Genomic DNA, 20,472 nt, shown 5'->3' with positions numbered 1-20,472 from the left:
ACGGCGAGGGGCACGGCGTCCCGTCCCGCGTCCACCGGAAAGGCCGACCATGCAGGCAGCAGTCGTCCACGCTCTCGGGCAGCCACTCGTCGTCGAGGAACGCCCGATCCCCGATCCAGGACCCGGGCAGGTACTCGTCCGCATCGAGGCATCGGGACTGTGCCACACCGACATCCACGCGGCGCGCGGCGACTGGCCGGTCCGTCCGACGCCGCCCTTCGTCCCGGGACACGAGGGGGTCGGTGTCGTCGAGGAGCTGGGCGCAGGCGTCACCGAGCTGCGGATCGGCGACCGCGTGGCGCTCCCCTGGCTCGGACACGCATGTGGCGCCTGTCGGTACTGCATCGACGGCCGCGAGACCCTCTGCGAGCACCAGCAGAACACCGGCTACTCGGTCGACGGAGCCTTCGCCCAGTTCGCGGTCGCAGACGCCCGCTACGCCGTCCCCGTGCCCGCCGGCGTCGACCCCTGGGACGCCGCGCCACTCACCTGCGCGGGCGTCACCACCTACAAGGCCCTCAAGGTCGCGCACGTCGTGCCGGCCGAGACCGTCGCCGTGTTCGGTGTCGGTGGTCTGGGACACCTGGCCGTGCAGTACGCACGGGTGTTCGGTGGCCAGGTGATCGGCGTCGACGTCGAGCCGGAGAAACTGCAGCTCGCTCGCGACCTCGGCGCCGACCACACCGTCGACGCGTCGTCCGGTGACGCCGCGGCACAGGTCCAGGAGCTCGGCGGTGCCGACGTCGCGGTCGTGCTCGCCGCGTCCGCGTCGGTGTTCGAGCAGGCCTTCGCATCCCTGAAGCGCGGGGGGCGGCTGGTGTGCGTCGCACTGCCGGCGGACGGCACGATGTCGATCCCGATCTTCGACACGGTGCTCAAGGGCATCTCGATCATCGGGTCCATCGTCGGCACGCGGCAGGACCTCGCCGAGGTGTTCGCCCTGCACGCTGCCGGGCGGACCCGTGTCGTGTCGGTCCGCCGTCCGTTGGGCGACGTGAACGAGTCGATGGCGGACGTCCTCGCCGGGCGGGTTCCCGCACGGATCGTCTTCGAGCTGCCGACGATCGACCGGGAACCGCTCGTCGCCGGGCCGGCGGAACAGGCCCGACCATGACGGCGCAGCCGGTCGGCACGGCGGATCGTTCGCTCGATCCGGCCGAATGCTGGGCGCTCCTGGCGAGGACGTCGTCCGCTCGTCTGGTGCACGACACCCCGTCGACCGTGTCGGTGATCGCCGTGGACCGGCGGGGCAAGCGGATCACGGTCGAACTCGGCACCACCGTGTGCCGACGCACGGACACGCTCCTCGAGATCGGTGGCCTCGTCTTCACGTCGGACGCGCGACGCAGCACCGAGCGAGGGGTGGTGGCGGCATGACCCCCTCGGACGCGGCGGGTACGCCGGACGGGGTACCGACCCGTGACGAACTGCCCCTGCCCGCGATGGCGACGCCGGACGTCCCCACGGTCGACGAGCTCGTCGTCGCCCTCGATCCCGACCAGTGCTGGGAACGGCTGCACCGGTCGCGCACCGCGCGCGTGGCGTTCCGGACCGAGGACTCGCTCGAGGTCATCCCGGTGAACTACGTCGCCGAGGTACGCCGACTGGTGTTCGCCACGTCCAGCGCGAGCATCCTCGGAGCGGTGCAGGACGGTCGCGAGCTGGTGATGGAGGTCGACGAACACGACGGCTGGACTGCCTGGAGCGTCGTCGCGAAGGGGACGGGACACCAGCCGGACACCCGTCACGTCACCGCGCAGCGCCTCCGGTCCATGCTCCCGACCCCGAAGCGGGCCACGGTCGTCCTCGAACCCACGTCGATCACCGGACGGCTGTTCGACCAGGCGGCGCCGTGAGTCGCGTCGTGGACGTGACCAGCGTGACGGACGGGAGGCGCGGTGCGGGCCCGCACCGCGCCTCCCGTCCGTCACGACCGAGTCGGGCGCTCGTGGTGGCGGGACCTTGGACACTCGGCGCCGGCACCGGCGCCCCCGACGATGGCTGCATGGACACCCGGGCTCCCCACCACGAAGCACCGTCGACCGTCCGAGGTCGGCTCCTGCAGGCCTGGTCCGCGGAGCGTTCCCTCGACGCGAGCACCCTCGACGCCACGGTCCGCGACGGTCGCGTCGTGCTGACCGGTGACGTCGGCTGCCACAGCGACCGGGTCACCGCGGTCGGGCTGGCCGAGCAGGCCGCGCCCGGACTCGCGGTGGAGAACCGGATCGTCGTGCGCGGGTACGACTGCGACCCGGACGAGACGGACGCAGCCGTCACCGCACGGGTGACGAACGCGATCACCCTCGCTGTGCCGACGGCCGCCGTCGCACCGCGGGTGCTCGACCACGTCGTCACACTCTCCGGTGCGGTCGGGTCGGACGCGGATCGCCGCTCGTTGCACGCCGCCGCCGCGAGGTGTCCCGGCGTGCACTTCGTCGTGGACCTGCTCGTCGTCACCTGACGGTGCCAGCGGGTGCTGCCCGGTCAGACGGGCGGGACCGGGACGACGCACAGCGCGGTGCTCGACTCGGCCATCAGGTCCTGCGCCACGGAGCCGAGCACCGCACCGCCGAAGACGGAGCGGTGCCGACGCCCGACGACGACCAGCCCGTGGTGCTCCGCGGCGGACGCGACGGTGGACCCGGCGGTGCCGTGGAGGACCTCCGAGCGGACGGCCAGCTCCGGTGCGACCGCGGTGATGCGCCTGACCACGTCGTCCAGGACGTGTTCGGCGCTCGTGCGTTCGGCGATCGGGGACTCCGAGGCCGAGGCGAGCACCGGTTGCCCGACCGGAGCAGGCTCCAGCCACGTGTGCACCACTCGCAGGACCGCGCCGTGGCGCCAGGCCTCGCCGATCGCGAAGTCGACGACCTGCGGAGCGGTGTCGGCGTCCACCGCGAGCACGACGTCAGCGTCGAGCAGTCCGGCCGGCCAGTCGTCCGGGACGATGACGGTCGGCACGGGCGACGCGCCGGCGATCCGGTCGGGCAGGAGCCCGGTCAGCGCTGACTGCAGCCGCCGACGTCGATGGCTGCCGACCACGAGCAGGTCCTCCGCGCGGGCGTGGGCGACGAGTGCGTCCAGGATCGGTTCCGGTGGTGCCGCGAGCTCCACCTCGGTGCCCGGCGCGGACACCACGATCAGGGACCGCCCGGCGACGAGACGGTGGTGGGTCCAGGTCTCCTCGGGCTCGAGCGGGTCGACGGCACGCACGATCCGGACCCGACACGGGTGCCGCGCCGCACGTTCTGCCACCCAGCGGAGAGCGGACCAGCTGGCCTCCGTGTCGTCGATGCCGATCGTGATCCGTTCGACCTGCTCGTGCATCGCCCACTCCGTCCGGTTGCTCGGGCGCTGGCCCGTGCCGGTGACCGTACGACGCCTGCCACCGGATCGCCGAGAGACGAAGGTCCCACCGTGAGCGATCCCCGACTGCGGGACGTTGGACCGTGGTGGTCACGTGTCGTTCTCGCGAACCTGGGGCCATGACTGACGACACCGTGCACCACCGTCCGGACGCCGACGTGAAGAGCGACGTGGAAGAAGAGCTCGACTGGACACCGGGACTCGAGGCAGCAGGGATCGGCGTCGCTGTCGAGCACGGCGTGGTGACCCTCACCGGCCAGGTCGGGAGCCACGCCGAGCGCGTGCAGGCCGGCAAGGCCGCGCTCCGTGTGACCGGAGTGCGCGGCCTCGCGGAGGAGCTCGGCGTCCGGGGACCGAACGTCCGCACCGACGCCGACATCGCCTCCGCCGTCCGTGCCGCGCTCGACGCCGACGCCGACGCCACGGTGCCGTCGGAGACCGTCGACGTGCAGGCCCGTGACCAGATCGTCACGCTCACCGGTTCGACCCACTGGTACTTCCAGCGACTCGCGGCCGTCCGCGACGCGGAGCGCGTCGATGGAGTGCAGTTCGTCCTCGACCGGCTGGAGCTCACGCCGCGCCCGAGCGCTCCGGACACCGCGAAGCGGATCCGGCAGGCGCTCGTCCGGAACGCTGAGCTGGACGCGGACCGGATCCAGGTCGGCGTGGTCGGCACGACAGTGACCCTCTCCGGGTCGGCACGGACCTGGGCCGAACGTCGTCAAGCGGAGATCGCAGCCTGGCGTTCACCGCACGTGACCGAGGTCGAGGACCGCGTCGTGGTGGAGAACACCTGATCGACCGGTCGACGCCGGATCAGCTCGCCGGGGGCGCACCCATGGGCCGGATCCAGGCCGACGCTTCGGGGGTCGCCCACACCGTGCCGTCCGCCGCGAACGCGAGCACGTCGACGCCGGCGTCGCTCGTGAGCCTGCGGAGATCGTCGGCATCGCCCGCGACGACCGCCGTCGCGAGGACGTCCGCGGTGACGATGTCGTCAGCGACGACGGTCGCCTGCACGAAGGTCGGGGCCGCTCGCCGCCAGATGTGTTCGCCGCGTTCGGTGGTCCCCGAGGTCGCGACGGCACGGCCCGGCGCATCAAGGTGGACGACACCGACGACCGTGTCCCGACGGGTCGGGTTCACCACGCCGACGCTCCACGGCTCGTCGCCGCCGTGGTGTCCCCGGATGAGCACGTCTCCTCCGGCGCTGATCATCCAGTCGTCGGCGACACCGTCGAGGACCGTTCCGGCGTCACGGATGGCCAGGGCCTTCACGACACCGGACAGGTCGACGACGCCGTCCGGGCGGTGCGGAGTGAACGCACCGCCGGTCCGTTCCCGCCAGTGGAGCGCGAGCGCGTACACGTCGCGGACCGATGCCGGGGTGTCGGACAGCCGGAGCGATCCCTCGGCGACGCGGCTCAGCACCGACGCCGGGTCGTACAGGCTGTACCGGTGGTCGTAGCCGGCGAAGACGGCACGGACCTCGGCAGCAGCCTCCGGGGTCGCTCCCCGGAGGCTGACGACGGTTCCCATCGTGTCGAAGGTCTGGACGCTCACAGCCCGGCCGCGTCGATCGCGGACTGGAGCGACGTCGTGTAGCCCTGACTCGTGAAGGTCGCACCACTCACCGACTGGATCTGCGCGGACTGCGCCTGCAGGGCCTCCTGGCGCAGGATCGGTGCCGCCTGCTGACTGATCTGCACCGACCGGCCGTCGCTGTCCGTGAGCTGGAGGGCGGTGACGTCGGTGAGCTTCCCGCTCGCCACGGTGATCTGCACCCGGACCGGTCCGTAGCGGGTCTGCACGGCTTCGCCGGCGAAGGTGCCGGAGGCAGCCGACCCGGTCGGTCCACTGCTCGCGCCCGTGCTCCCGCTGCTGCTCGTACCGCCGGAGTCGGTGCCACTGCCCGAGGTCGTGGCGTGCTCTGCCGGAGCCGTGACTGCGGGCTGGCCCCCGAGCTGCCACCCGATCACGAGTACTGCGAGCGACGACACGACGCCGCCGGTGATCACGCGTGTCCTCATGACTCGAACCGTTCCTGGTGGATCCGGTGTTCCGGTACTCCTGCCAGCCGTGCTTCGCTGACGACGAGGTCGGACCACGCACGGGGGCCGCAGACGTACAGGTCCGATTCGAGCAACCGTGGGAACACGGAGCGGAGGGTGACACCGCGCCGGACGTCCTCCTCGGTCATCCAGCTCTCGCGGGACCGCGCTCGGTGGCCGACCATCGTGTACAGCCGGCTGCCGGTCGCCTCGGCGAGCTCGGCCGTCTCGTGCCACAGGTACTGCTGGTCGACGCCGGTTCCGCGCAGGAGCACGGTCGCCTCGCCCGGCCGCAGGTCGGTGTCCTCGAGCAGCGCACGAACGGGAGTGATCCCGACCCCGGAGGCGACGAGTGAGAGGTACGGGGCTGTCCGGGCCCGGCTGGTGAACAGGCCGTACGGGCCCTCGAGGGACACGAGCGCTCCGGGCGTGATGCGTCCGAGTCGAGCGGACCCTGCACCGAGGTCACGGACGGTGATCCGTGCACGACCGCGACCGGGTACCGCGGAGAACGACACCGGGTGGGCGTGCCACCAGGTCTTCGCGGTCCAGAACCGCCAGACACCGTACTGCCCGCCGCGAGCACCGAGGCCGTCGAGGTCCCGTCCGGCGAGGTGGATCGACACGACCCCCGGGGCGATGGTCTCGACGCCGACCACACGGATGCGATGCCGGAATGTCACCACGAGCGGCATCGCGAAGCGGTGGACCGCGATCAGCCCGAGCGACACGACGTACAGGGCGATCCAGTAACCGCGCTGCCAGGTCCCCTGCGCGAGGACACCGCCGGCGCTGAGCATGTGGGGCAGCGCGACGAGCACCGCGGCGTAGCTGAGCAGGTGGATGAGGTGCCACGCCTCGTACGGCATCCGGCGCCGCACCGCGACCAGGGACGAGACCACCACGGCGACGAACAGCCCGAGGCCGAGGTAGGCGAGCGGCATGTCCGGTGTCGAGAACAGTGCGATGGTCTCGGCGATCGGACCGGTCCCTGCGGAAGCGCCGTAGCCCAGCGTGAGCAGAGCGCCGTGCGCGAGCAGCAGGTACAGAACCGGCTTCCCGAGCGAACGGTGGACCGCGATGGCGTTGTCCTGGCCGAACGTCCGGTCGATCAGGGGGACGCGGGCGGCGAGCACCACCATGACGAGGACGAGGTCCGTGGCGACGAGGCCTGCCACGATCCCGGCGTCGGTCAGCCAGCCGCCGATCCCCACGATCGTGTGCGAGCCGGGCGTGGCGAGCCAGAGCGTCACGGCGACGGCAGCGGAGACCCAGGCGAGGATCCCGAGCAGATCGGTCACGGCACCACGACGGCGGCCGGCTCGTCGGCGGCGTCGTGCGGCCACGTCGAGGGACTCGGCCGGCGGCACGGCACCTCGGAGACCCCCGTGTCCGGTCGTGCTCGGGGTGGCCCTCGGTGCGCGGTGAGCGGTGTCGATCATCGTCTCGGTCCTCTCCATGATGCGATCGGGAGACTCACAGCATCAGGACCGGTCCTGTGGACGGACCCCGAACGGAGCGTGCCCTTCGTTCGAGACCTCGAGTGATCGGTCCCGGCGGCGGTCCCGGTCAGTGCGCGGGGAGGCTGACCGTCGCGACGGCACCTCCGGACGCCGCGTTGCGGAGGTCCGCCGTCCCGCCCGCGCGTTCGGCGATGCCGCGGACGAGGGCGAGCCCGAGGCCGCTCCCACCGAGGACCGCGCGTCGAGCGCTGTCCGCCCGGGTGAAGCGGTCGAAGGCCTGCGGGAGGAAGTCGTCCGGGACACCGGGCCCGTCGTCGACGACACGCAGATCGAGTCGGCCGTCGGCGGACTGCTCGAGCGTGACCCGGATCTCGCCGCGGTCCTCTCCCGCCGCGATCGCGTTCGCGACGAGGTTGTCGACGACCCGCGCGAACGCCGCGGGCTCGAGTCCGTACCGCTCGTCCGGGACCGTCAAGGCAACGGTGAAGTCGATGTCGCGTCCACCTGCGTGCGACATGGCGCGAGCACGGTCGATGGACCCCATGAGTTCGGTGACGAGCTCAGCGCCCGACGTCGAAGGGACGACTCCCGCCTCGTCGAGTCGGCTGAGTTCGAGGAGGGTGTTCGCCAGCGCGACGAGCCGTGCGGCATCGCCCTCAGCGGCGCGCAGCTCGCGCTCGAGTGCGACGGCATCGCCCGACGACCGGTGCGCGAGTTCGAGCCGGGCGGTCAGGGCGGCGAGCGGCGTGCGGAGCTCGTGGCTCGCGTCGGAGACCATCCGCCGCTCGCGCTCGGTGTTCTCGCGTTGGCGGTCGATGAACGCGTTGAGCGTCCGCGCGAGCGCCGCGAGTTCGTCGTCGGACGCCCCGACGGGGAGGTGACCGCCACCGTTCCCCGCACTGAGGTGCTCGGCGATGCGGCGCATCCGCCCCACCGGACGGAGGGCGAGGGTGGACAGCAGCCAGGCCGTCGCCGAGAAGGCGAACAGCGCCAGGACCGTGCCGACGACGAGGGACCGGTCGACCCGCTCCACCGTCTCCTGCCCCGCCCGGCCGTCGTGCGCCGCCCACACGATGAACGACCCGACGTCGTTCCGCACCGGGACCCCGACGACCGTCACGACGCGGTGACCGGTGTGCAGCCGCAACGCGACGTCGTCGTCAGGCACCGACGGGGGCAGCACGGCACGGACGTCGCGGGGCAGGGAATCGACCACCCAGTCGCCGGAGGCCGACCGGATCCCGACGAGGACGTCCTCTGCTGGACGGTCCGGCGCCTCGTCCGGGTTGTTCCGCAGGTCGGACACGAAGGGTGCGGCGTCCCCGGAGGCGAGGGACCGGTCGGTCGCGACCGTCGCGCGTTCGATCTGCACGTGCAGTACGACCGCGACCCCGGAGAGCACGACGGCGCCGACGACCAGGCTCCCGAGGGTGATCCGGGCACGGATCGACAGGTAGCGCAGGGACTTCATGCGGGCGGCACGACCTCGAGGGCGTACCCCACGCCGCGCACCGTCCGGATGACGACGTCGGCGTCCGAGGCCTGCAGCTTCTTGCGCACGTAGCTGACGTACTGGTCGACGATGGTCGGGTCGAAGTGCTCGGCACTCCCCCAGACCTCCTCGAGCACCTCGGTCCGGGTACGCGTGTCGGGTGCTCCCTGCATGAGGAACCGCAGGAGCGAGAACTCCTTGACGCTCAGTGGTAGGTCCCGCCCGTGCACCGACGCACGCACGGCCACGAGGTCGAGCCGCACCGCGCCGGCCTCCACGACGGTCGAGGTACCGGCGGCACGACGTCGCAGGTGCGCCCGGATCCGGGCGTTGAGCTCGGCGATCGCGAACGGCTTGGTCAGGTAGTCGTCCGCCCCGGAGTCCAGCCCGAACACGCGGTCGTCGACCGCGTCACGTGCGGTCACCAGGACGACGGGGAAGTCGAATCCCATCTCGCGGAGTCGACGACAGACCTCGAACCCCGTCATCTCCGGCAGCATGACGTCGATGGCCGCGGCGTCGAACGCCTGCGACCGGGCCTGCACGAGGGCGGCGATGCCGTCCGTCACGACCGTGACCGCGTGCCCTTCGCCTGCCAGACCGCGGTCGACGAGGGCACCCATCTCCGGATCGTCCTCCACCACCAGGATGTTCGCCACGTCACACCGCCCCGCTCGTGCCGAGCAGTGAGCCGATGAGGAAGGTGGCCGCCAGGGCCAGTGCTCCGCCGACCACCACACGCACGGTGGCACGGACCATCGACCCCCCTCCGATCCGCGCACCCGTGGCGCCGGTCAGTGCGAGCGCGACGAGCACGACCACGAACGTGACCGGCACGCGCACTCCTTCCGGCGGCAGCAGGATCGCCAGCAGCGGAAGGATCGCCCCGATCGAGAACGCAGCCGCCGACGCGAACGCAGCGTGCCACGGGCTGACGACCTCGTCCTCGTCGATGCCGAGCTCGGTGGTCAGGTGTGCGGCGAGGGCGTCGCGCTCGGTCAGTTCGGACGCCACTCGCTCGGCCGTGGACCGGCGGAGACCACGGCCCTGCCACAGCTGGGTGAGCTCCTCGAGCTCGGCGACGGGGTCGTCCGCCAACTCTCGGCGCTCCTTCTCGATGAGGGACTGCTGGCTGTCCTTCTGACTGCTCACCGAGACGTACTCGCCCAGCGCCATCGACACCGCACCGCCGACGAGGGCCGCGATGCCGGCCGTCGCGATCGCCGGGACGGACGACCAGGCGCCTGCGACACCCACGACGATCGACGCCGTCGACACGATCCCGTCGTTCGCCCCGAGGACTCCGGCGCGGAGCCAGTTCAGGCGCGCCGCGAGGTCGCCCGTGTGTGCTTCGCCTGCGTGCGGCTCCGAGGTGGTCATGGTCTCAGCGAACCATGTCCGGGTCGTCCCGTTCGTGTGAGGTTTCGAACGATGCGAACGCGCGGATCGTGTTGTGTGGTCGCACAGCGCCGTGACTGATCGGCGCACGACGTGAAAGGCCGTCATGGACTGGCAGTTCGGCGGGATCCCGCTCCACCCCCTCTTCGTCCACCTGACCTCCGTCGCGGTTCCGGTCGCGGCACTGACCGCGATCGTGGTGGCGGTGTGGCCCGCAGCGCGACGGTGGCTCGCGGTCGGAGCGCCGATCATCGGCCTGGTCGCCCTCGTCTCGGTCCCCCTGGCGACGTCGTCGGGCGAGTGGCTCGAACACCGTGAGCAGGAGACGGCGCTCCTCGAGCGACACACCGAGCTCGCCGACGGGCTGCTGCCGTGGTCGATCGCGGTCTTCGTGCTCCTGGTGCTGTGGTGGGGATGGCACCGGTTCGGAACAGCTCGGGTGACGAGCGGCGGCACCCTTCGCGCAGTCGCGATCGTCGTCCCGGTCGCCCTGATCGCCGTCGGCGTCGTCTCGATGATCGAGGTCGTGGTCATCGGTCACGCGGGTGCCGAGTCCGTCTGGAAGGGCTAGTCGCACCGCACGGCGCATCAGATCGCCGACCACCCGCCGTCGGACGGCACCACCGCGCCCGTCACGTTCGCCGAGTCGTCGCTCAGCAGCCACGTGATCGCGGCCGCGAGCTGCTGCGCAGTGGCGATCGGCGGCACGTTCGTCTGCAGGTACGGCCCGAGCCGCTCTCCGGCGTACTGCGACCGGAACGGCGCCTCGATGCTCGTGGCCACCGCGCCGGGCGCGACCGCGTTGCACCGGACCCCCGCCGGGGCGTAGAAGAACGCCGTGCTCAGCGTGAAGCCGTGCACCGCGTGCTTCGACGTGGTGTAGGCAGTGCCCGCTGCGGAGCCCCGCAAGCCGGCTTCGGAGGACACCGTGACGATGCTCCCCCTCCCTGCCCGGATCATCGTCGGCAGGACCGCCCGGGTGAGTCGCATGACCGCGGTCAGGTTGACGGCGAGGACACGGTCCCATACGTCGTCGTCGAGCTCGGCAGTCGGGACGAACCCGTCCATGATGCCGGCGACGTTGGCGAGCCCGTCGACCTGCCCACCCGCGGCTGCGACGACCCGGTCGACCACCGGGCGGTCGGCGAGGTCGCCTGAGACGGTGACCAGACGATCCGAACGGAGCGCGGCGACGAGGTCGTCCAGCCGATCGGCGAGCAGGTCGACCCCGACCACCCGGGCCCCCTCGGCGATCAGCCGCTCGGTCGTCGCCCTGCCGATGCCTGCCCCGGCACCCGTGACGATCACGGTCCGCCCGGTGAAGCGCCCCGCCGTCGGCGTCGCCGTCGTCCCTGTCGTCGTCTCGTCCATGGTCGTTCCCGTCGCTCGTGGGTGGTGCGGGTCCGTCGCCTCGGCCGGTGTGCCCGGCGCAGCCCGACGGCCCGCTCGGCCGGTGCGCCCGGCTCGTGTCCACCTCAGCGCCGGCTGCCCGTCCGCGCCAGGGTCCTTCGCCCCGGCGGCGCTCCGTTCCGCGGGACGTTCGGCCCGCCTCGGTGACGAGCCGACCGGTTATCGTCGCCGCGCGTGCTGCACGCGCGCGGTCAACCGAAGAGCAGGAGCGCACCATGTCCGTTGAGCGGATCCTCGTCGGCCTCGACGCGTCCCAGGCCAGCTGGACGGCCCTGCGGTGGGTGGCGAACCGTGCTGCCGACGGTGCGGCACGCGTTCGGATCGTGCACGCGCTCGAGGTGGCCGACACCGGCGTGTTCGTCGTGCGCGAGCGCCTCGCGGAGGCCGCGGCGTTCGTCCGCGGGACCGCCCCGGGGACCGTCGTCGAGACGTCCGTCGAACGCGGCTTCGCCGCTGATGCGCTCGTGGACGACACGGCCGAGGCCGATCTCGTGGTCATCGGGGCGCACCGGAACCGCAGGGTCCGCTCAGCGCTGACGGGCTCGTTCCCCGACCGCATCGCGACACGGGCACCGGTGCCCACCGTCGTCGTCCCCGACGACTGGACCTTCGGGAGCGGACCGATCGTCGTCGGGATCGACGCCGGCACCGCTGAGGCCGCGCTCGCCTTCGGGCTGCACGAAGCGCGACGCACCGGGCGCTCGGTCCGGCTCGTGCACGCATGGCGGGTGACGGCACCCGTCGCAGCGCGACCGATCGCACTGCTCGAGGACGCGTCGAGCGCCGACGAGCAATCCGCGCGCCTCGTGCTCGGCACGGCGGAACGCGAAGCCGCGCACCGGGAACCGGCCGTCTCCGTCCGGGCCACGCTCTGGGAGGGCGACGCAGGAGAAGCACTCGCGAAGGCCGGTGTCGAGGCCTCGCTCATCGTCGTCGGTCGACGCCACCGCACCACGATCGGCGGCGAGCTGTTCGGCTCCGTTGCCCGCGAGACGATGCACCGGTCGAAGACGCCGGTCGTCATCGTGCCGGTGCCGGTCGACTGACCGGGTCGCCACGGCCCGTGGCAGCGGCCGGACCGGCGGTCGCCCGGAGCGATGCGACGATCGTCACGACGTCGACCGCCTCCTGCAACAACGCTCCGGCGACGGCGGGCACGACACCCGTCGATGCCACGAGCATGAGTCCGATCGAGGCGCCCATCCCGATCCAGATGCCCTGGCGCGCGATCCGGACCGTCTCACGGCCGATCCGGACGGCGACCGCGACCCGTTCGACCGACTCGACCAGGACGACGGCATCGGCGGTGTCACTCGCGGCCGACGCACCGCGCGCTCCCATCGCCACCCCGACGTCGGCGACGGCGAGCACCGGGGCGTCGTTGACCCCGTCGCCGATCATCAGGACGGGCCGAGCGGTGAGCGCCCGCACCGAGGAGACCTTGTCGCCCGGGCGGCACTCGGCTCGGAGCACGGCAACGCCGACGTCCGCGGCCACCGCGTCGGCCGTCGCGAGCGCGTCGCCCGTGAGCATCACGACGTCGGCGATCCCCAGCTGCCGGAGCTCCGCGATCGTCGCCCGGGCCTCGGACCGGATCGGGTCACGGAGGACGAGCGCGCCGGCGGGGCGTCCGTCCACGAGGACGTAGGACACGACCCGACCTCCGGGGACGTCGAGCGGGTCTGCCTCCGGAGCACGTCGCCGAGCGAAGGCGAGTGTCCCGACGGCGACCTCGTGCGCGTCGACCTCGGCCACGACGCCGTCCGACTCGGATTCGACGGCGTTCCTGGCCCCGCACAGCCCGATGCCCTCGGCCCGCGCCGCCGCGACGACGGAGGCCGCGAGCGTGTGGGAGGAGTACTGCTCCGCGCTGGCCGCGAGCTGCAGGAGCCGGACGCGGTCCGGTCCGTCAGCGGTGGTCACGACGTGCTCGAGTGTCGGGCGACCGAGCGTGAGGGTGCCGGTCTTGTCGAACACGACGGTGCGGACCGCCGCGAGCCGTTCCAGCACCGACGCGTCCTTGACCACGACGTCCGCCCGGGCAGCGCGCCCGATTCCGCCGAGGAACGCCACCGGCGCTGCGATCAGCATCGGGCACGGAGTGGCGAGGACCAGGACCTCGGCGAATCGTCGCGGATCCCCGGAGAGCCACCAGGCCACGGCGCCGAGGACGACGGCGAAGGCGGTGAACCACGGCGCGTACCGGTCCGCGAGACGGACCATCGGCGACCGCGAGGACATCGCTCCGGAGACGAGGGCGACGATCTGCTGGTACTCGCTGGCCGCCGCTGGTCGGCTCGCCCGCAGCAGCACCGCGGCCGTGCCGTTGACCGCGCCGCTCGGGACCGCGTCCCCCTCCGCCGCGCCGACCGGCACGCTCTCCCCGGTCAGCCTCGACTCGTCGAACGTCGCTGTGCCCGACACCAGCACGCCGTCGACGGGCACCACCTCGTACGGTCGGACGACGAGCACGTCCCCGACCGCCACGTCGGCGACGGGGACGTCCACGACGACCCCGTCCCTCGTCTGGTGCGCGGTCTTCGGAGCATCGGAGAGCAGCCGTGACAGCTGACTCGTGGCCCGGCGCTGCGCATGCGCCTCGAGCGCCTCTCCCCCGACGAGCATGAGCACGATGACGTACGCCGCCAACCACTCGCCGACCGCGACGGTCGCGACGATCGCCGTCACCGCCAAGAGGTCGACCCCGAAGCGTCCGTGCACCATCTCCCGGACCATCGAGACCGCTGCGACGACCGCGGCCGCCAGGGCCGTCAGGGTGAGCAACGGCGGCACGACCTCGCCGGCGCCGGACCAGGCCGCGACGAGTGCCGCGGTCCCCACCGCGGACACCACGACGAGTCGTGTGCGGACGAGCGTTCCCTGCGACGACCGTGCCACGGAGCCTCCGACGTCGAGCAACGACGCCGGTGGGCGTCGTGACGAGTGTCGGCGGTCACCGGCGCTGCATCGAGGGTCGAAGGTCCTCCGTCAGCCGGCCGGGGGAACCGCGGGCGTGACCGTGAAGACGTCGATGTTCCGCATCGCGTGGCGGAGGTGCTCCTCGGCGTGCGCCGCGAGGTGGGTGGCGCCGTGCAGGTCAGCGGTCGCGACCTCGATCGTCGCGGACCCCGTCAGCCTGTGTCCGGTCCAGCGGAGGCGGACGTCACGGACCGCTGGAGCAAGCCCCGCGACCCGCCGTGCGGGTGCGGGTGGTCGCGGTCGTGCGCGCCCGTCACCGCTCCTGCTCGCTGCGAAGGTGCGGGGCCGCGCCGACGACGTGTTCAGCCTGATTGACCGCGTCGATGACCAGCTCCACGACGTCCGCCAGGCCTCGGTCCCTCGCGTCCAGCAGGAGGCGGCACGGCGGGACGTTCGCCCCTGTGCGCGTCGGACTCGAGACCCGAAGGTCGTCAGCGCGGGCCGACCCGATCGTCCGTGCGCGCAGGATCGACCGAACGGAGCGAACTCATGATGTTCAGCTGGAACAGTCCGTGGGACGGACCCTGGGGCGGTGTCGCAGCCGTCATCTGGTCCTTCTTCTGGATCGTCGCGTTCGTCGCCTACCTCGTGGCCCTGTTCGCGGTCATCGCTGACCTGTTCCGTGACCACACCCTGAACGGTTGGTGGAAGGCGGTGTGGGTCGCGTTCTTGATCTTCGTGCCGTTCCTCACCGTCCTGGTCTACCTCGTCGCTCGCGGCAAGGGGATGCAGGACCGTGCGGCGCGCGACGCGGGTCGGTCCACCTCGTCGGACGAACCGGCTCGAGGACGAGCGGCGCGCGGTCGCAGCCCGGCCGATGAGATCGCCACGGCGAGATCGCTGCTGGACGAGGGAACGATCACGCCGGAGGAGTTCGACGTCCTCAAGGGCCGCGCACTCCACGAGTGAACGTCCGGCCGGTCACGTCGGAGGGACCTCAGGCCCTGTCCGTCGCCCTGGAGACGCTGGACAGTCAGGTATGACTCCTTCGATCACCATCCCAGCGCCGTGACCACGCGGTCGACCACGGCACGGGTACTCGTCACGCTCACGGCCGCCGGCCTCCTCGTGGCAGGTTCCGGCGGTGTGGCACTCGCGATGACGGGAAGCGACGGCGCATCCTTCGCGGCGTCCGATCCCGGTCCTCGCTTCTACAGCGGATCCGACATCGACATCACAACGGACGTCGACGGCGACGTGTACGCCACGGGCAGGGTCGTCACGATCCGTGGGGACGTCCGAGGCGATGTGATCGTCGCGGCCCAGACCATCGTGGTGAGCGGTTCCGTGGACGGCGACGTCCGGCTGGCCGGACAGGACGTCTCCGTGAGCGGCGACGTGAGTCGCAGCGGGACGATCGCCGCGGCGGAGTTGACCATTCCCGCAGCCGGGTCGTTCGGCGACGACGTGGTCGCCTCTGCCGGCGCCGTGCGCATCGCCGGGGACGTCGGGCGCCACCTGCGGTTGAACGTCGGTGGCCTGTCCATCAGCGGGAACGTCGGCGGAGACGTCTCGTACGTCAGCGACCAGGAGGCTTCGATCCGCACGGGAGCCGTCGCAGGGACGGTCGAGCGGAGCGAACCGTCGAGCTCGGACGACGCTCCGGCACGGCCGGCAGCGACGTTCCTCGCCTGGCTGGTGGGTCTGCTCGCCGCACTTGTCGCGCTCAGCCTCATCACGTCGGCGACGGCACTCCTCGTGCCCCGCGTCCTCCGAGAGGTCACGGATCAGCTGTACCCGACCCCGTGGAGAGCGCTACTGGTCGGCTTCGTCGCGTCCCTGGCCGTACCTGCCGGGATCCTCGTCCTCCTCGTGACGCTCGTCGGTGCGCCGTTGGCGCTCGCTGTGCTGGTCGTCTGGTCGGTCCTGTGCCTTGCCTCGTTCCCGTACGGCGCCCACTACGTCGGTCGCGTCGTGTTCCGCGACCGGCGTGGTGCGGTCGTGACCTCGCTCGTCGGCGGCGCGATCCTCGTCGTGGCCCTGCACGTCCCGTTCCTGAACATCGCGGTCTGGGTGCTCGTGGTCCTGCTCGGGACCGGCGCACAGCTGCTCGCGTTCGCACGGAGGCGACCGTGGCGTGCACCGGCGACCGGCGGACCACCGGAGTCGTCCACAGGGGACGGCGCGCCGCTCACCGGTGCGACCAGGACCCCTGTGGCGACGACACGTGCTGGCGAGTCCGGGACCGATGCGACCACATGACGCGGCTGTGGCTTCGCCACCCGACGAAGGCCGCCGAAGCTCCCGTCCGACGCTGAGGTGAAGGAGACCGCGGCGCCGACGAACGCGCAGAGGAACACGAAACCCCAGGGTCCGTCGCGGACGACGGTGGGGCGAGATCGATCGGTCGTGGTGGTCGTTCCTTCCTCGGTGATCAGTGCGTCGGACGATCCAGGGCAGCTGGCAGGACTGCGTTCGGGGGGACGATCAGCACGGGCACGTGCGCTTCGTGCATCAGTGTCTCCCCGACGCTGCCGGCGATCAGGCCGGTCAGCGAGCTCCGGTGACGTCGGCCGACGACGACGGCCGACGCAGATGCCGCTTCGCGCAGCAGTACGCGCCCCGGGGATCCACGGCGTGCTCGACCGAGCACCGGCACATCCGGATGGGCAGCATCGACCGCGTGCATCGCGGCTTCGACCTGCAGGTCAGCGGCGTGCTCCCACGACGACAGGTCGCCCTCGAAGTAGACGTTGCCGAACGGTGTCGTCGTCGACGGCGACTGCCACGCCCGCACGAGCACGAGTTCTCGACGCCACCGAGCAGCGAACGCGGCCGCGTAGGCCAGCGCTGCCACACCGGACTGCCCGTCGACTCCGACCACGACGGGGCCGACCTCGTCGACGCGCTCCTCCGGCACCACCATCACCGGAGTCCTCGCCTCGGCGACGACCCGTTCGGCGACCCGGCCGCGCAGCGCCCCGATGAACCGATGGCGTTGGCGCCCCCCGAGCACCAGTACGTCACCCGCCGTGCCCTCGAGCACGATGCCGTGGACGGTCCCGCCGCCGACGAGGTCTGTCGTGACCTCCAGCGTCGGATGGCGCCGGAGCAGCAGGGACCGCGCCTCGAGCAGCCGCGCCTCGGCTGTCGACGGCAGGTCTCCGAGCAACTCGGCCACGGTGACCAGCCGGACCGTGTCCGTCGAGGGATCCGTCACGTCGGCGATCCACCTGACCGCGGACTGCGCCGCGCCCGAACCATCGACAGCGACGATGTACCGGCTCATGGCGGCCTCCGAGTCCGACGAGCACACCGGTGCGGCGAACTCCGTTGCTCGACGGTACGAGGAGCACCGGCGGCTCACCAGGCCGAACGTCCCGTGCGCGGACCACGTCCCACTGCGGAGCCGGTTCGGCTCGGCGCTCAGCCGAATCGCTCCGCTGACCACGCCGCGGACGGGTCGGCCACGATGCGCCACGTCTCGGTGGCAACTGGTTCCCGACCGAGGTAGGCAACGGCGTCGCGGGTGCTCAGGATGCCCGGGACCGTCACCGCGAGCACCCGTGCGGCCACCTCCGTCACGATGCATCGGAGTCGACGAACAGCTTCACGCTCCCGAGCGTCGTCCGAGGCGTGACGTCCCGGGAGGAACCGCCACCACCGGTCGTGTCCGCGCTGCTGGAACTCCAGCACGGTGGCCATCCGCTGCGCGGTCTCGCTCAGCGGACACCATCCGTAGGGTTCGCGGCCCGCGTCAGACATCGCAGCCTCCGGCCCCGAGATCGTGGCCGTCGCCACCGTGGTGGAGGTGCCCGTGCACCGCTGCGTCGTCGAAGAGGACCAGGTCGTTGCAGACCACCCGGACGCCGGGGGTGTCGAGAGCGACGGCTCCGATGTGGTCCCGCTCCGACCAGGACCGCACGTGTCCCCGCACGACGATCTCGTCTCCGCTGACGATCACGAGCAGGTCCCGAGCTCGTCGCGACGCTTCGTCGGACATTGCCTGTGCGATCCGGTGCGAGACGTCCGCGGACCGCGCGGCATCAGCTGACTGCTGGCTGCTCGTACCCGCCCCGGCGCGCGACGGCGACGCCGGTGCCGGAGCACGACCATCCGCACTCATCGGCGGCCTCCGTCCGACAGGAGCCCGAGCCCCGTGAGCACGACTCCGACCTCGAGGAGTCCGACGGCGAAGTAGACCGCCTGGAGCAGGCTCCACGGGATCATCGCGGTCTCGACGAAGATCCACACGAGCAGGACCGAAGGCTGCGGCCGCCACGGCGAGCACGGTCCACCGGGACCGGCGGACCGCCAGGATCGCTGCCAGCAGGTGCGTGCCGCCGACGATGACCGCCAGGAGCAGCCCGGGCACGACGAACGAACGGAAGACCGTGTCGGCCAGGACGCTCGTGGCGGGGGCGAACAGCTCGGCGTCGACCCCGACCACGAGCGCGATGCCCCCGGCCACGGCCGTCAGGCCGACGAACGCGGTGGTGATGATCGCGGACCACCGGAACGCTGCGGAGCGTGGCAAGACCAACGCTCGCGGGTCGTCGTCGGGCCGGGCGCGCTGAGCGCGGGTGGTGTGTGTGGTCATGATCGATCCTCCCCGTGGTGTCGGAGCATCAATCGTCCGTACCCGCCGGGTCGGACCCCCAGAGCCGAACGTCCCGCGCCTGGGGGACTTCGCCCGCTAGCGCTTCAGGTTCGTCAGCTCCTGCAGCACCTCGTCCGAGGTCGTGATGATGCGGGCGTTCGCCTGGAACCCGCGCTGCGCCACGATCAGGTTCGTGAACTCCTGCGACAGGTCGACGTTCGACATCTCCAGGGTGCCCGCCGCGAGCGACCCGACGCCGGCCGAGCCGGGGCCGCCGACGGTCGCGGTGCCCGAGTTGCCGGTCGCACGGTAGCCCGAGGCGCCGGTCTTCTCGAGGCCCGCCGGGTTGGCGAACGTCGCGAGGGCGATGCGGCCGAGGGCGAGCGACGCACCGTTCGAGAACGTGCCCGTGACGGTGCCGTCCTTCGAGATGGCGTAGCCCTGCAGCGCGCCGGCCTCGCGGCCGTTCTGCGACCCGATCGACGCGGTGTTGAGCGACGCGAAGCCGGTCAGCTCCCCCATGTCGACGGCGATGCCGCCGACCGTCAGCGTGCCGCCGGACGTCAGCTTGCCGTCGGTGCCGAACGTGAGGGACCCGTTCGCGGTGGTGCCCTGCCCGTTCCGGGCGGTGACGTCCCAGCCGTTCGCGGTGCGCGTGTAGGCGAGGGACATCGTGTGCTTGGCACCGGAGGCGTCGTAGACGGTGGCCTCGCGGGTGATGGTCGCGCCCGCCGCGGTCTCGGACGGCAGGTTGCCGGCGACCGAGGCCGAGGTGGTGCGGACGGCCGGTGCCGCGGCGTCGAGCGGCAGCGTGATGTCGGCGAGGCCCCCGTTGTCGTTGACGACGCCGTTCGTGGCCGGGTAGCCCTGCACGATCTTGCCGTCGGCGGTGACGAGACGACCGTCGGCGTCGAAGTCGAACGCGCCGGCGCGGGTGTACACGGTGTCGTTGCCGAGGCGGGTGACGAAGAAGCCGTCGCCCGAGATCATCAGGTCGGTGGCCTTGCCGGTGGCCTGGGCCGAGCCCTGCGCGAAGTTGGTGGAGACGCCGGCGACCTGGACGCCGAGGCCGATCTGCGCCGGGTTGGTGCCGCCGACACCGGTCTGCGGTCCGCCGGCACCCTGGGTCATCTGCGACAGGGTGTCCTGGAAGACCGTCGACGAGGCCTTGAAGCCGACGGTGTTGACGTTGGCGATGTTGTTGCCGGTGACGTCGAGCATCTGCTGGTGCGAGCGGAGGCCGGAGATCCCGGAGTAGAGCGAGCGGAGCATGGTGCGTCCTTTCGGAGAGGCAGGAAGAGCAGGAAGGAAGAGGGGAAGGAGAGCGGTCAGGAAGCCGGAGCGGTGGTGGTGATGCCGGAGATCACGTCGAGAGCGACCTCCTTCCCGTTCACGGTGACCGTGGGCACGCTGTTCGCGTACGACACGGCCGAGGCGGTCCCGGTGACGGCGGTGCCGGTCGCGGCGTCGGTGTAGCTGACCTGCTTGCCGACGAGGTTGGCTGCGGCGATGCGCATCTGGAGCGAGAAGTTCTCGTTCCCCGTCGTGGTCTGGTTGGTGATCTGCTCCATCATCGCGAGCTGCGTCTGCTGGCTGATCATCTGGTTGGTGTCCATCGGCGACGACGGGTCCTGGTTCTGCAGCTGCGTGACGAGCAGCTTCATGAACACCTCGGAGTCCATCGTCTGGGACTTCTTCGCGGTCGAGTTCGCGGCGAGGGCCGCGGCCTGGGCAGCCTGGTCCACGCTGCCGGTGATGCCGTCGATGGGCATG

Annotated in this window: 25 protein-coding genes; 10 read left to right on the top strand and 15 right to left on the bottom strand. The window is 71.7% G+C overall.

What is annotated here, in order from left to right:
- The first annotated feature begins 49 nt into the window (after positions 1 to 49).
- The 4 genes from adhP (at position 50) to ACGH48_RS09530 (ending at position 2,461) form a co-directional block, all read left to right on the top strand.
- Positions 50 to 1,114 carry an alcohol dehydrogenase AdhP gene (gene adhP / locus ACGH48_RS09545; protein ID WP_396288280.1) on the top strand — a complete coding sequence of 355 codons (1,065 nt, stop codon included), beginning with the start codon at positions 50 to 52 and terminating at the stop codon, positions 1,112 to 1,114.
- Positions 1,111 to 1,377: a hypothetical protein gene (locus ACGH48_RS09540; protein ID WP_396288279.1), complete on the top strand. Its 267-nt coding sequence runs from the start codon at positions 1,111 to 1,113 to the stop codon at positions 1,375 to 1,377. The genes adhP and ACGH48_RS09540 overlap by 4 nt, the downstream gene beginning before the upstream one ends.
- Positions 1,374 to 1,856, top strand: coding sequence for a pyridoxamine 5'-phosphate oxidase family protein (locus ACGH48_RS09535; RefSeq protein ID WP_396288278.1), 483 nt, complete (start codon positions 1,374 to 1,376; stop codon positions 1,854 to 1,856). The genes ACGH48_RS09540 and ACGH48_RS09535 overlap by 4 nt, the downstream gene beginning before the upstream one ends.
- Before the next feature lie 149 nt (positions 1,857 to 2,005).
- A complete protein-coding gene (locus tag ACGH48_RS09530; protein ID WP_396288277.1) occupies positions 2,006 to 2,461 on the top strand; it encodes a BON domain-containing protein in 456 nt (151 codons plus the stop codon).
- Between the two features lie 23 nt (positions 2,462 to 2,484).
- On the opposite strand, the gene ACGH48_RS09525 is transcribed toward ACGH48_RS09530, so the two are convergent.
- On the bottom strand, positions 2,485 to 3,327 hold the full coding sequence (locus ACGH48_RS09525; RefSeq protein ID WP_396288276.1) for a universal stress protein: 843 nt from the start codon (positions 3,325 to 3,327) through the stop codon (positions 2,485 to 2,487).
- Between the two features lie 158 nt (positions 3,328 to 3,485).
- On the opposite strand from ACGH48_RS09525, the gene ACGH48_RS09520 reads away from it, so the two are divergent.
- Positions 3,486 to 4,163, top strand: a complete 678-nt coding sequence (locus ACGH48_RS09520) for a BON domain-containing protein (protein ID WP_396288275.1) — start codon at positions 3,486 to 3,488, stop codon at positions 4,161 to 4,163.
- 19 nt (positions 4,164 to 4,182) lie between these two features.
- Here ACGH48_RS09520 and ACGH48_RS09515 read toward each other — a convergent pair whose 3' ends face one another.
- The 6 genes from ACGH48_RS09515 to ACGH48_RS09490 all read right to left on the bottom strand — a co-directional run bounded on the left by ACGH48_RS09515 (position 4,183) and on the right by ACGH48_RS09490 (position 9,752).
- Complete coding sequence (locus ACGH48_RS09515) at positions 4,183 to 4,929, bottom strand: FAD:protein FMN transferase (protein ID WP_396288274.1); 747 nt, start codon at positions 4,927 to 4,929, stop codon at positions 4,183 to 4,185.
- Positions 4,926 to 5,396 carry an FMN-binding protein gene (locus tag ACGH48_RS09510; protein WP_396288273.1) on the bottom strand — a complete coding sequence of 157 codons (471 nt, stop codon included), beginning with the start codon at positions 5,394 to 5,396 and terminating at the stop codon, positions 4,926 to 4,928. The genes ACGH48_RS09515 and ACGH48_RS09510 overlap by 4 nt, the downstream gene beginning before the upstream one ends.
- Positions 5,393 to 6,859, bottom strand: a complete 1,467-nt coding sequence (locus tag ACGH48_RS09505) for a ferric reductase-like transmembrane domain-containing protein (protein ID WP_396288271.1) — start codon at positions 6,857 to 6,859, stop codon at positions 5,393 to 5,395. Before ACGH48_RS09505 ends, ACGH48_RS09510 begins: the two co-directional genes overlap by 4 nt.
- A gap of 127 nt (positions 6,860 to 6,986) precedes the next feature.
- The gene (locus tag ACGH48_RS09500; protein ID WP_396288270.1) at positions 6,987 to 8,351 is read right to left on the bottom strand and encodes an ATP-binding protein; all 1,365 of its coding nucleotides are present in this window, start codon (positions 8,349 to 8,351) and stop codon (positions 6,987 to 6,989) included.
- Complete coding sequence (locus ACGH48_RS09495) at positions 8,348 to 9,031, bottom strand: response regulator transcription factor (protein ID WP_396288268.1); 684 nt, start codon at positions 9,029 to 9,031, stop codon at positions 8,348 to 8,350. Before ACGH48_RS09495 ends, ACGH48_RS09500 begins: the two co-directional genes overlap by 4 nt.
- Position 9,032: 1 nt before the next feature.
- Positions 9,033 to 9,752 carry a VIT family protein gene (locus ACGH48_RS09490; protein WP_396288267.1) on the bottom strand — a complete coding sequence of 240 codons (720 nt, stop codon included), beginning with the start codon at positions 9,750 to 9,752 and terminating at the stop codon, positions 9,033 to 9,035.
- A 124-nt stretch (positions 9,753 to 9,876) separates the two neighbouring features.
- Between ACGH48_RS09490 and ACGH48_RS09485 the strand changes: the two genes are divergently transcribed.
- Entirely contained in the window at positions 9,877 to 10,341 is a 465-nt protein-coding gene (locus ACGH48_RS09485) for a DUF2231 domain-containing protein (protein WP_123312723.1), read from the top strand.
- 17 nt (positions 10,342 to 10,358) lie between these two features.
- Here the strand turns inward: ACGH48_RS09485 and ACGH48_RS09480 are convergent, their stop codons facing one another.
- The gene (locus ACGH48_RS09480; RefSeq protein WP_123312724.1) at positions 10,359 to 11,141 is read right to left on the bottom strand and encodes an SDR family NAD(P)-dependent oxidoreductase; all 783 of its coding nucleotides are present in this window, start codon (positions 11,139 to 11,141) and stop codon (positions 10,359 to 10,361) included.
- A 254-nt stretch (positions 11,142 to 11,395) separates the two neighbouring features.
- Between ACGH48_RS09480 and ACGH48_RS09475 the strand changes: the two genes are divergently transcribed.
- A complete protein-coding gene (locus tag ACGH48_RS09475; RefSeq protein WP_123312725.1) occupies positions 11,396 to 12,226 on the top strand; it encodes a universal stress protein in 831 nt (276 codons plus the stop codon).
- On the opposite strand, the gene ACGH48_RS09470 is transcribed toward ACGH48_RS09475, so the two are convergent.
- Positions 12,201 to 14,078 carry a heavy metal translocating P-type ATPase gene (locus ACGH48_RS09470; RefSeq protein WP_148061758.1) on the bottom strand — a complete coding sequence of 626 codons (1,878 nt, stop codon included), beginning with the start codon at positions 14,076 to 14,078 and terminating at the stop codon, positions 12,201 to 12,203. The two genes, ACGH48_RS09475 and ACGH48_RS09470, sit on opposite strands and share 26 nt — an antisense overlap.
- A gap of 573 nt (positions 14,079 to 14,651) precedes the next feature.
- Here ACGH48_RS09470 and ACGH48_RS09465 point away from each other — a divergent pair.
- Together ACGH48_RS09465 and ACGH48_RS09460 are read left to right on the top strand one after the other, a co-directional pair.
- Positions 14,652 to 15,068, top strand: coding sequence for a PLDc N-terminal domain-containing protein (locus tag ACGH48_RS09465; protein ID WP_123313122.1), 417 nt, complete (start codon positions 14,652 to 14,654; stop codon positions 15,066 to 15,068).
- Positions 15,069 to 15,167: 99 nt separating this feature from the next.
- Positions 15,168 to 16,361 carry a hypothetical protein gene (locus tag ACGH48_RS09460; protein WP_396288265.1) on the top strand — a complete coding sequence of 398 codons (1,194 nt, stop codon included), beginning with the start codon at positions 15,168 to 15,170 and terminating at the stop codon, positions 16,359 to 16,361.
- A gap of 172 nt (positions 16,362 to 16,533) precedes the next feature.
- On the opposite strand, the gene ACGH48_RS09455 is transcribed toward ACGH48_RS09460, so the two are convergent.
- From ACGH48_RS09455 to ACGH48_RS09440, 4 genes are all read right to left on the bottom strand, one after another.
- Positions 16,534 to 17,388, bottom strand: a complete 855-nt coding sequence (locus ACGH48_RS09455; protein ID WP_396288264.1) for a universal stress protein — start codon at positions 17,386 to 17,388, stop codon at positions 16,534 to 16,536.
- A 137-nt stretch (positions 17,389 to 17,525) separates the two neighbouring features.
- Positions 17,526 to 17,684 carry a hypothetical protein gene (locus ACGH48_RS09450; RefSeq protein WP_396288263.1) on the bottom strand — a complete coding sequence of 53 codons (159 nt, stop codon included), beginning with the start codon at positions 17,682 to 17,684 and terminating at the stop codon, positions 17,526 to 17,528.
- A gap of 172 nt (positions 17,685 to 17,856) precedes the next feature.
- Complete coding sequence (locus ACGH48_RS09445; protein ID WP_396291115.1) at positions 17,857 to 18,225, bottom strand: BON domain-containing protein; 369 nt, start codon at positions 18,223 to 18,225, stop codon at positions 17,857 to 17,859.
- Complete coding sequence (locus ACGH48_RS09440) at positions 18,222 to 18,353, bottom strand: hypothetical protein (protein ID WP_396291168.1); 132 nt, start codon at positions 18,351 to 18,353, stop codon at positions 18,222 to 18,224. Before ACGH48_RS09440 ends, ACGH48_RS09445 begins: the two co-directional genes overlap by 4 nt.
- A 95-nt stretch (positions 18,354 to 18,448) precedes the next feature.
- Here ACGH48_RS09440 and ACGH48_RS09435 point away from each other — a divergent pair, with 95 nt between their 5' ends.
- A complete protein-coding gene (locus ACGH48_RS09435; protein WP_396291167.1) occupies positions 18,449 to 18,676 on the top strand; it encodes a hypothetical protein in 228 nt (75 codons plus the stop codon).
- Positions 18,677 to 18,795: 119 nt separating this feature from the next.
- Here the strand turns inward: ACGH48_RS09435 and ACGH48_RS09430 are convergent, their stop codons facing one another.
- Together ACGH48_RS09430 and ACGH48_RS09425 are read right to left on the bottom strand one after the other, a co-directional pair.
- Positions 18,796 to 19,971, bottom strand: coding sequence for a flagellar hook protein FlgE (locus ACGH48_RS09430; RefSeq protein ID WP_123312730.1), 1,176 nt, complete (start codon positions 19,969 to 19,971; stop codon positions 18,796 to 18,798).
- 56 nt (positions 19,972 to 20,027) lie between these two features.
- A complete protein-coding gene (locus ACGH48_RS09425) occupies positions 20,028 to 20,471 on the bottom strand; it encodes a flagellar hook assembly protein FlgD (RefSeq protein WP_123292727.1) in 444 nt (147 codons plus the stop codon).
- Between the last annotated feature and the right edge of the window lies 1 nt (position 20,472).

The organism is Curtobacterium pomorum (genome assembly GCF_044497295.1).
Lineage (GTDB): Bacteria > Actinomycetota > Actinomycetes > Actinomycetales > Microbacteriaceae > Curtobacterium.
This window is presented reverse-complemented; position numbering and strand designations above follow the sequence as displayed.

What these genes read in the sequence shown, in the direction of transcription:
- adhP (WP_396288280.1), top strand. Translation starts at nt 50, where the DNA reads ATGCAGGCAGCAGTCGTCCACGCTCTCGGGCAGCCACTCGTCGTCGAG.
- ACGH48_RS09540 (WP_396288279.1), top strand. Translation starts at nt 1,111, where the DNA reads ATGACGGCGCAGCCGGTCGGCACGGCGGATCGTTCGCTCGATCCGGCC.
- ACGH48_RS09535 (WP_396288278.1), top strand. Translation starts at nt 1,374, where the DNA reads ATGACCCCCTCGGACGCGGCGGGTACGCCGGACGGGGTACCGACCCGT.
- ACGH48_RS09530 (WP_396288277.1), top strand. Translation starts at nt 2,006, where the DNA reads ATGGACACCCGGGCTCCCCACCACGAAGCACCGTCGACCGTCCGAGGT.
- ACGH48_RS09525 (WP_396288276.1), bottom strand. Translation starts at nt 3,327, where the DNA reads ATGCACGAGCAGGTCGAACGGATCACGATCGGCATCGACGACACGGAG.
- ACGH48_RS09520 (WP_396288275.1), top strand. Translation starts at nt 3,486, where the DNA reads ATGACTGACGACACCGTGCACCACCGTCCGGACGCCGACGTGAAGAGC.
- ACGH48_RS09510 (WP_396288273.1), bottom strand. Translation starts at nt 5,396, where the DNA reads ATGAGGACACGCGTGATCACCGGCGGCGTCGTGTCGTCGCTCGCAGTA.
- ACGH48_RS09505 (WP_396288271.1), bottom strand. Translation starts at nt 6,859, where the DNA reads ATGATCGACACCGCTCACCGCGCACCGAGGGCCACCCCGAGCACGACC.
- ACGH48_RS09500 (WP_396288270.1), bottom strand. Translation starts at nt 8,351, where the DNA reads ATGAAGTCCCTGCGCTACCTGTCGATCCGTGCCCGGATCACCCTCGGG.
- ACGH48_RS09490 (WP_396288267.1), bottom strand. Translation starts at nt 9,752, where the DNA reads ATGACCACCTCGGAGCCGCACGCAGGCGAAGCACACACGGGCGACCTC.
- ACGH48_RS09485 (WP_123312723.1), top strand. Translation starts at nt 9,877, where the DNA reads ATGGACTGGCAGTTCGGCGGGATCCCGCTCCACCCCCTCTTCGTCCAC.
- ACGH48_RS09480 (WP_123312724.1), bottom strand. Translation starts at nt 11,141, where the DNA reads ATGGACGAGACGACGACAGGGACGACGGCGACGCCGACGGCGGGGCGC.
- ACGH48_RS09475 (WP_123312725.1), top strand. Translation starts at nt 11,396, where the DNA reads ATGTCCGTTGAGCGGATCCTCGTCGGCCTCGACGCGTCCCAGGCCAGC.
- ACGH48_RS09465 (WP_123313122.1), top strand. Translation starts at nt 14,652, where the DNA reads ATGTTCAGCTGGAACAGTCCGTGGGACGGACCCTGGGGCGGTGTCGCA.
- ACGH48_RS09455 (WP_396288264.1), bottom strand. Translation starts at nt 17,388, where the DNA reads ATGAGCCGGTACATCGTCGCTGTCGATGGTTCGGGCGCGGCGCAGTCC.
- ACGH48_RS09445 (WP_396291115.1), bottom strand. Translation starts at nt 18,225, where the DNA reads ATGAGTGCGGATGGTCGTGCTCCGGCACCGGCGTCGCCGTCGCGCGCC.
- ACGH48_RS09435 (WP_396291167.1), top strand. Translation starts at nt 18,449, where the DNA reads ATGACCGCCAGGAGCAGCCCGGGCACGACGAACGAACGGAAGACCGTG.
- ACGH48_RS09430 (WP_123312730.1), bottom strand. Translation starts at nt 19,971, where the DNA reads ATGCTCCGCTCGCTCTACTCCGGGATCTCCGGCCTCCGCTCGCACCAG.
- ACGH48_RS09425 (WP_123292727.1), bottom strand. Translation starts at nt 20,471, where the DNA reads ATGCCCATCGACGGCATCACCGGCAGCGTGGACCAGGCTGCCCAGGCC.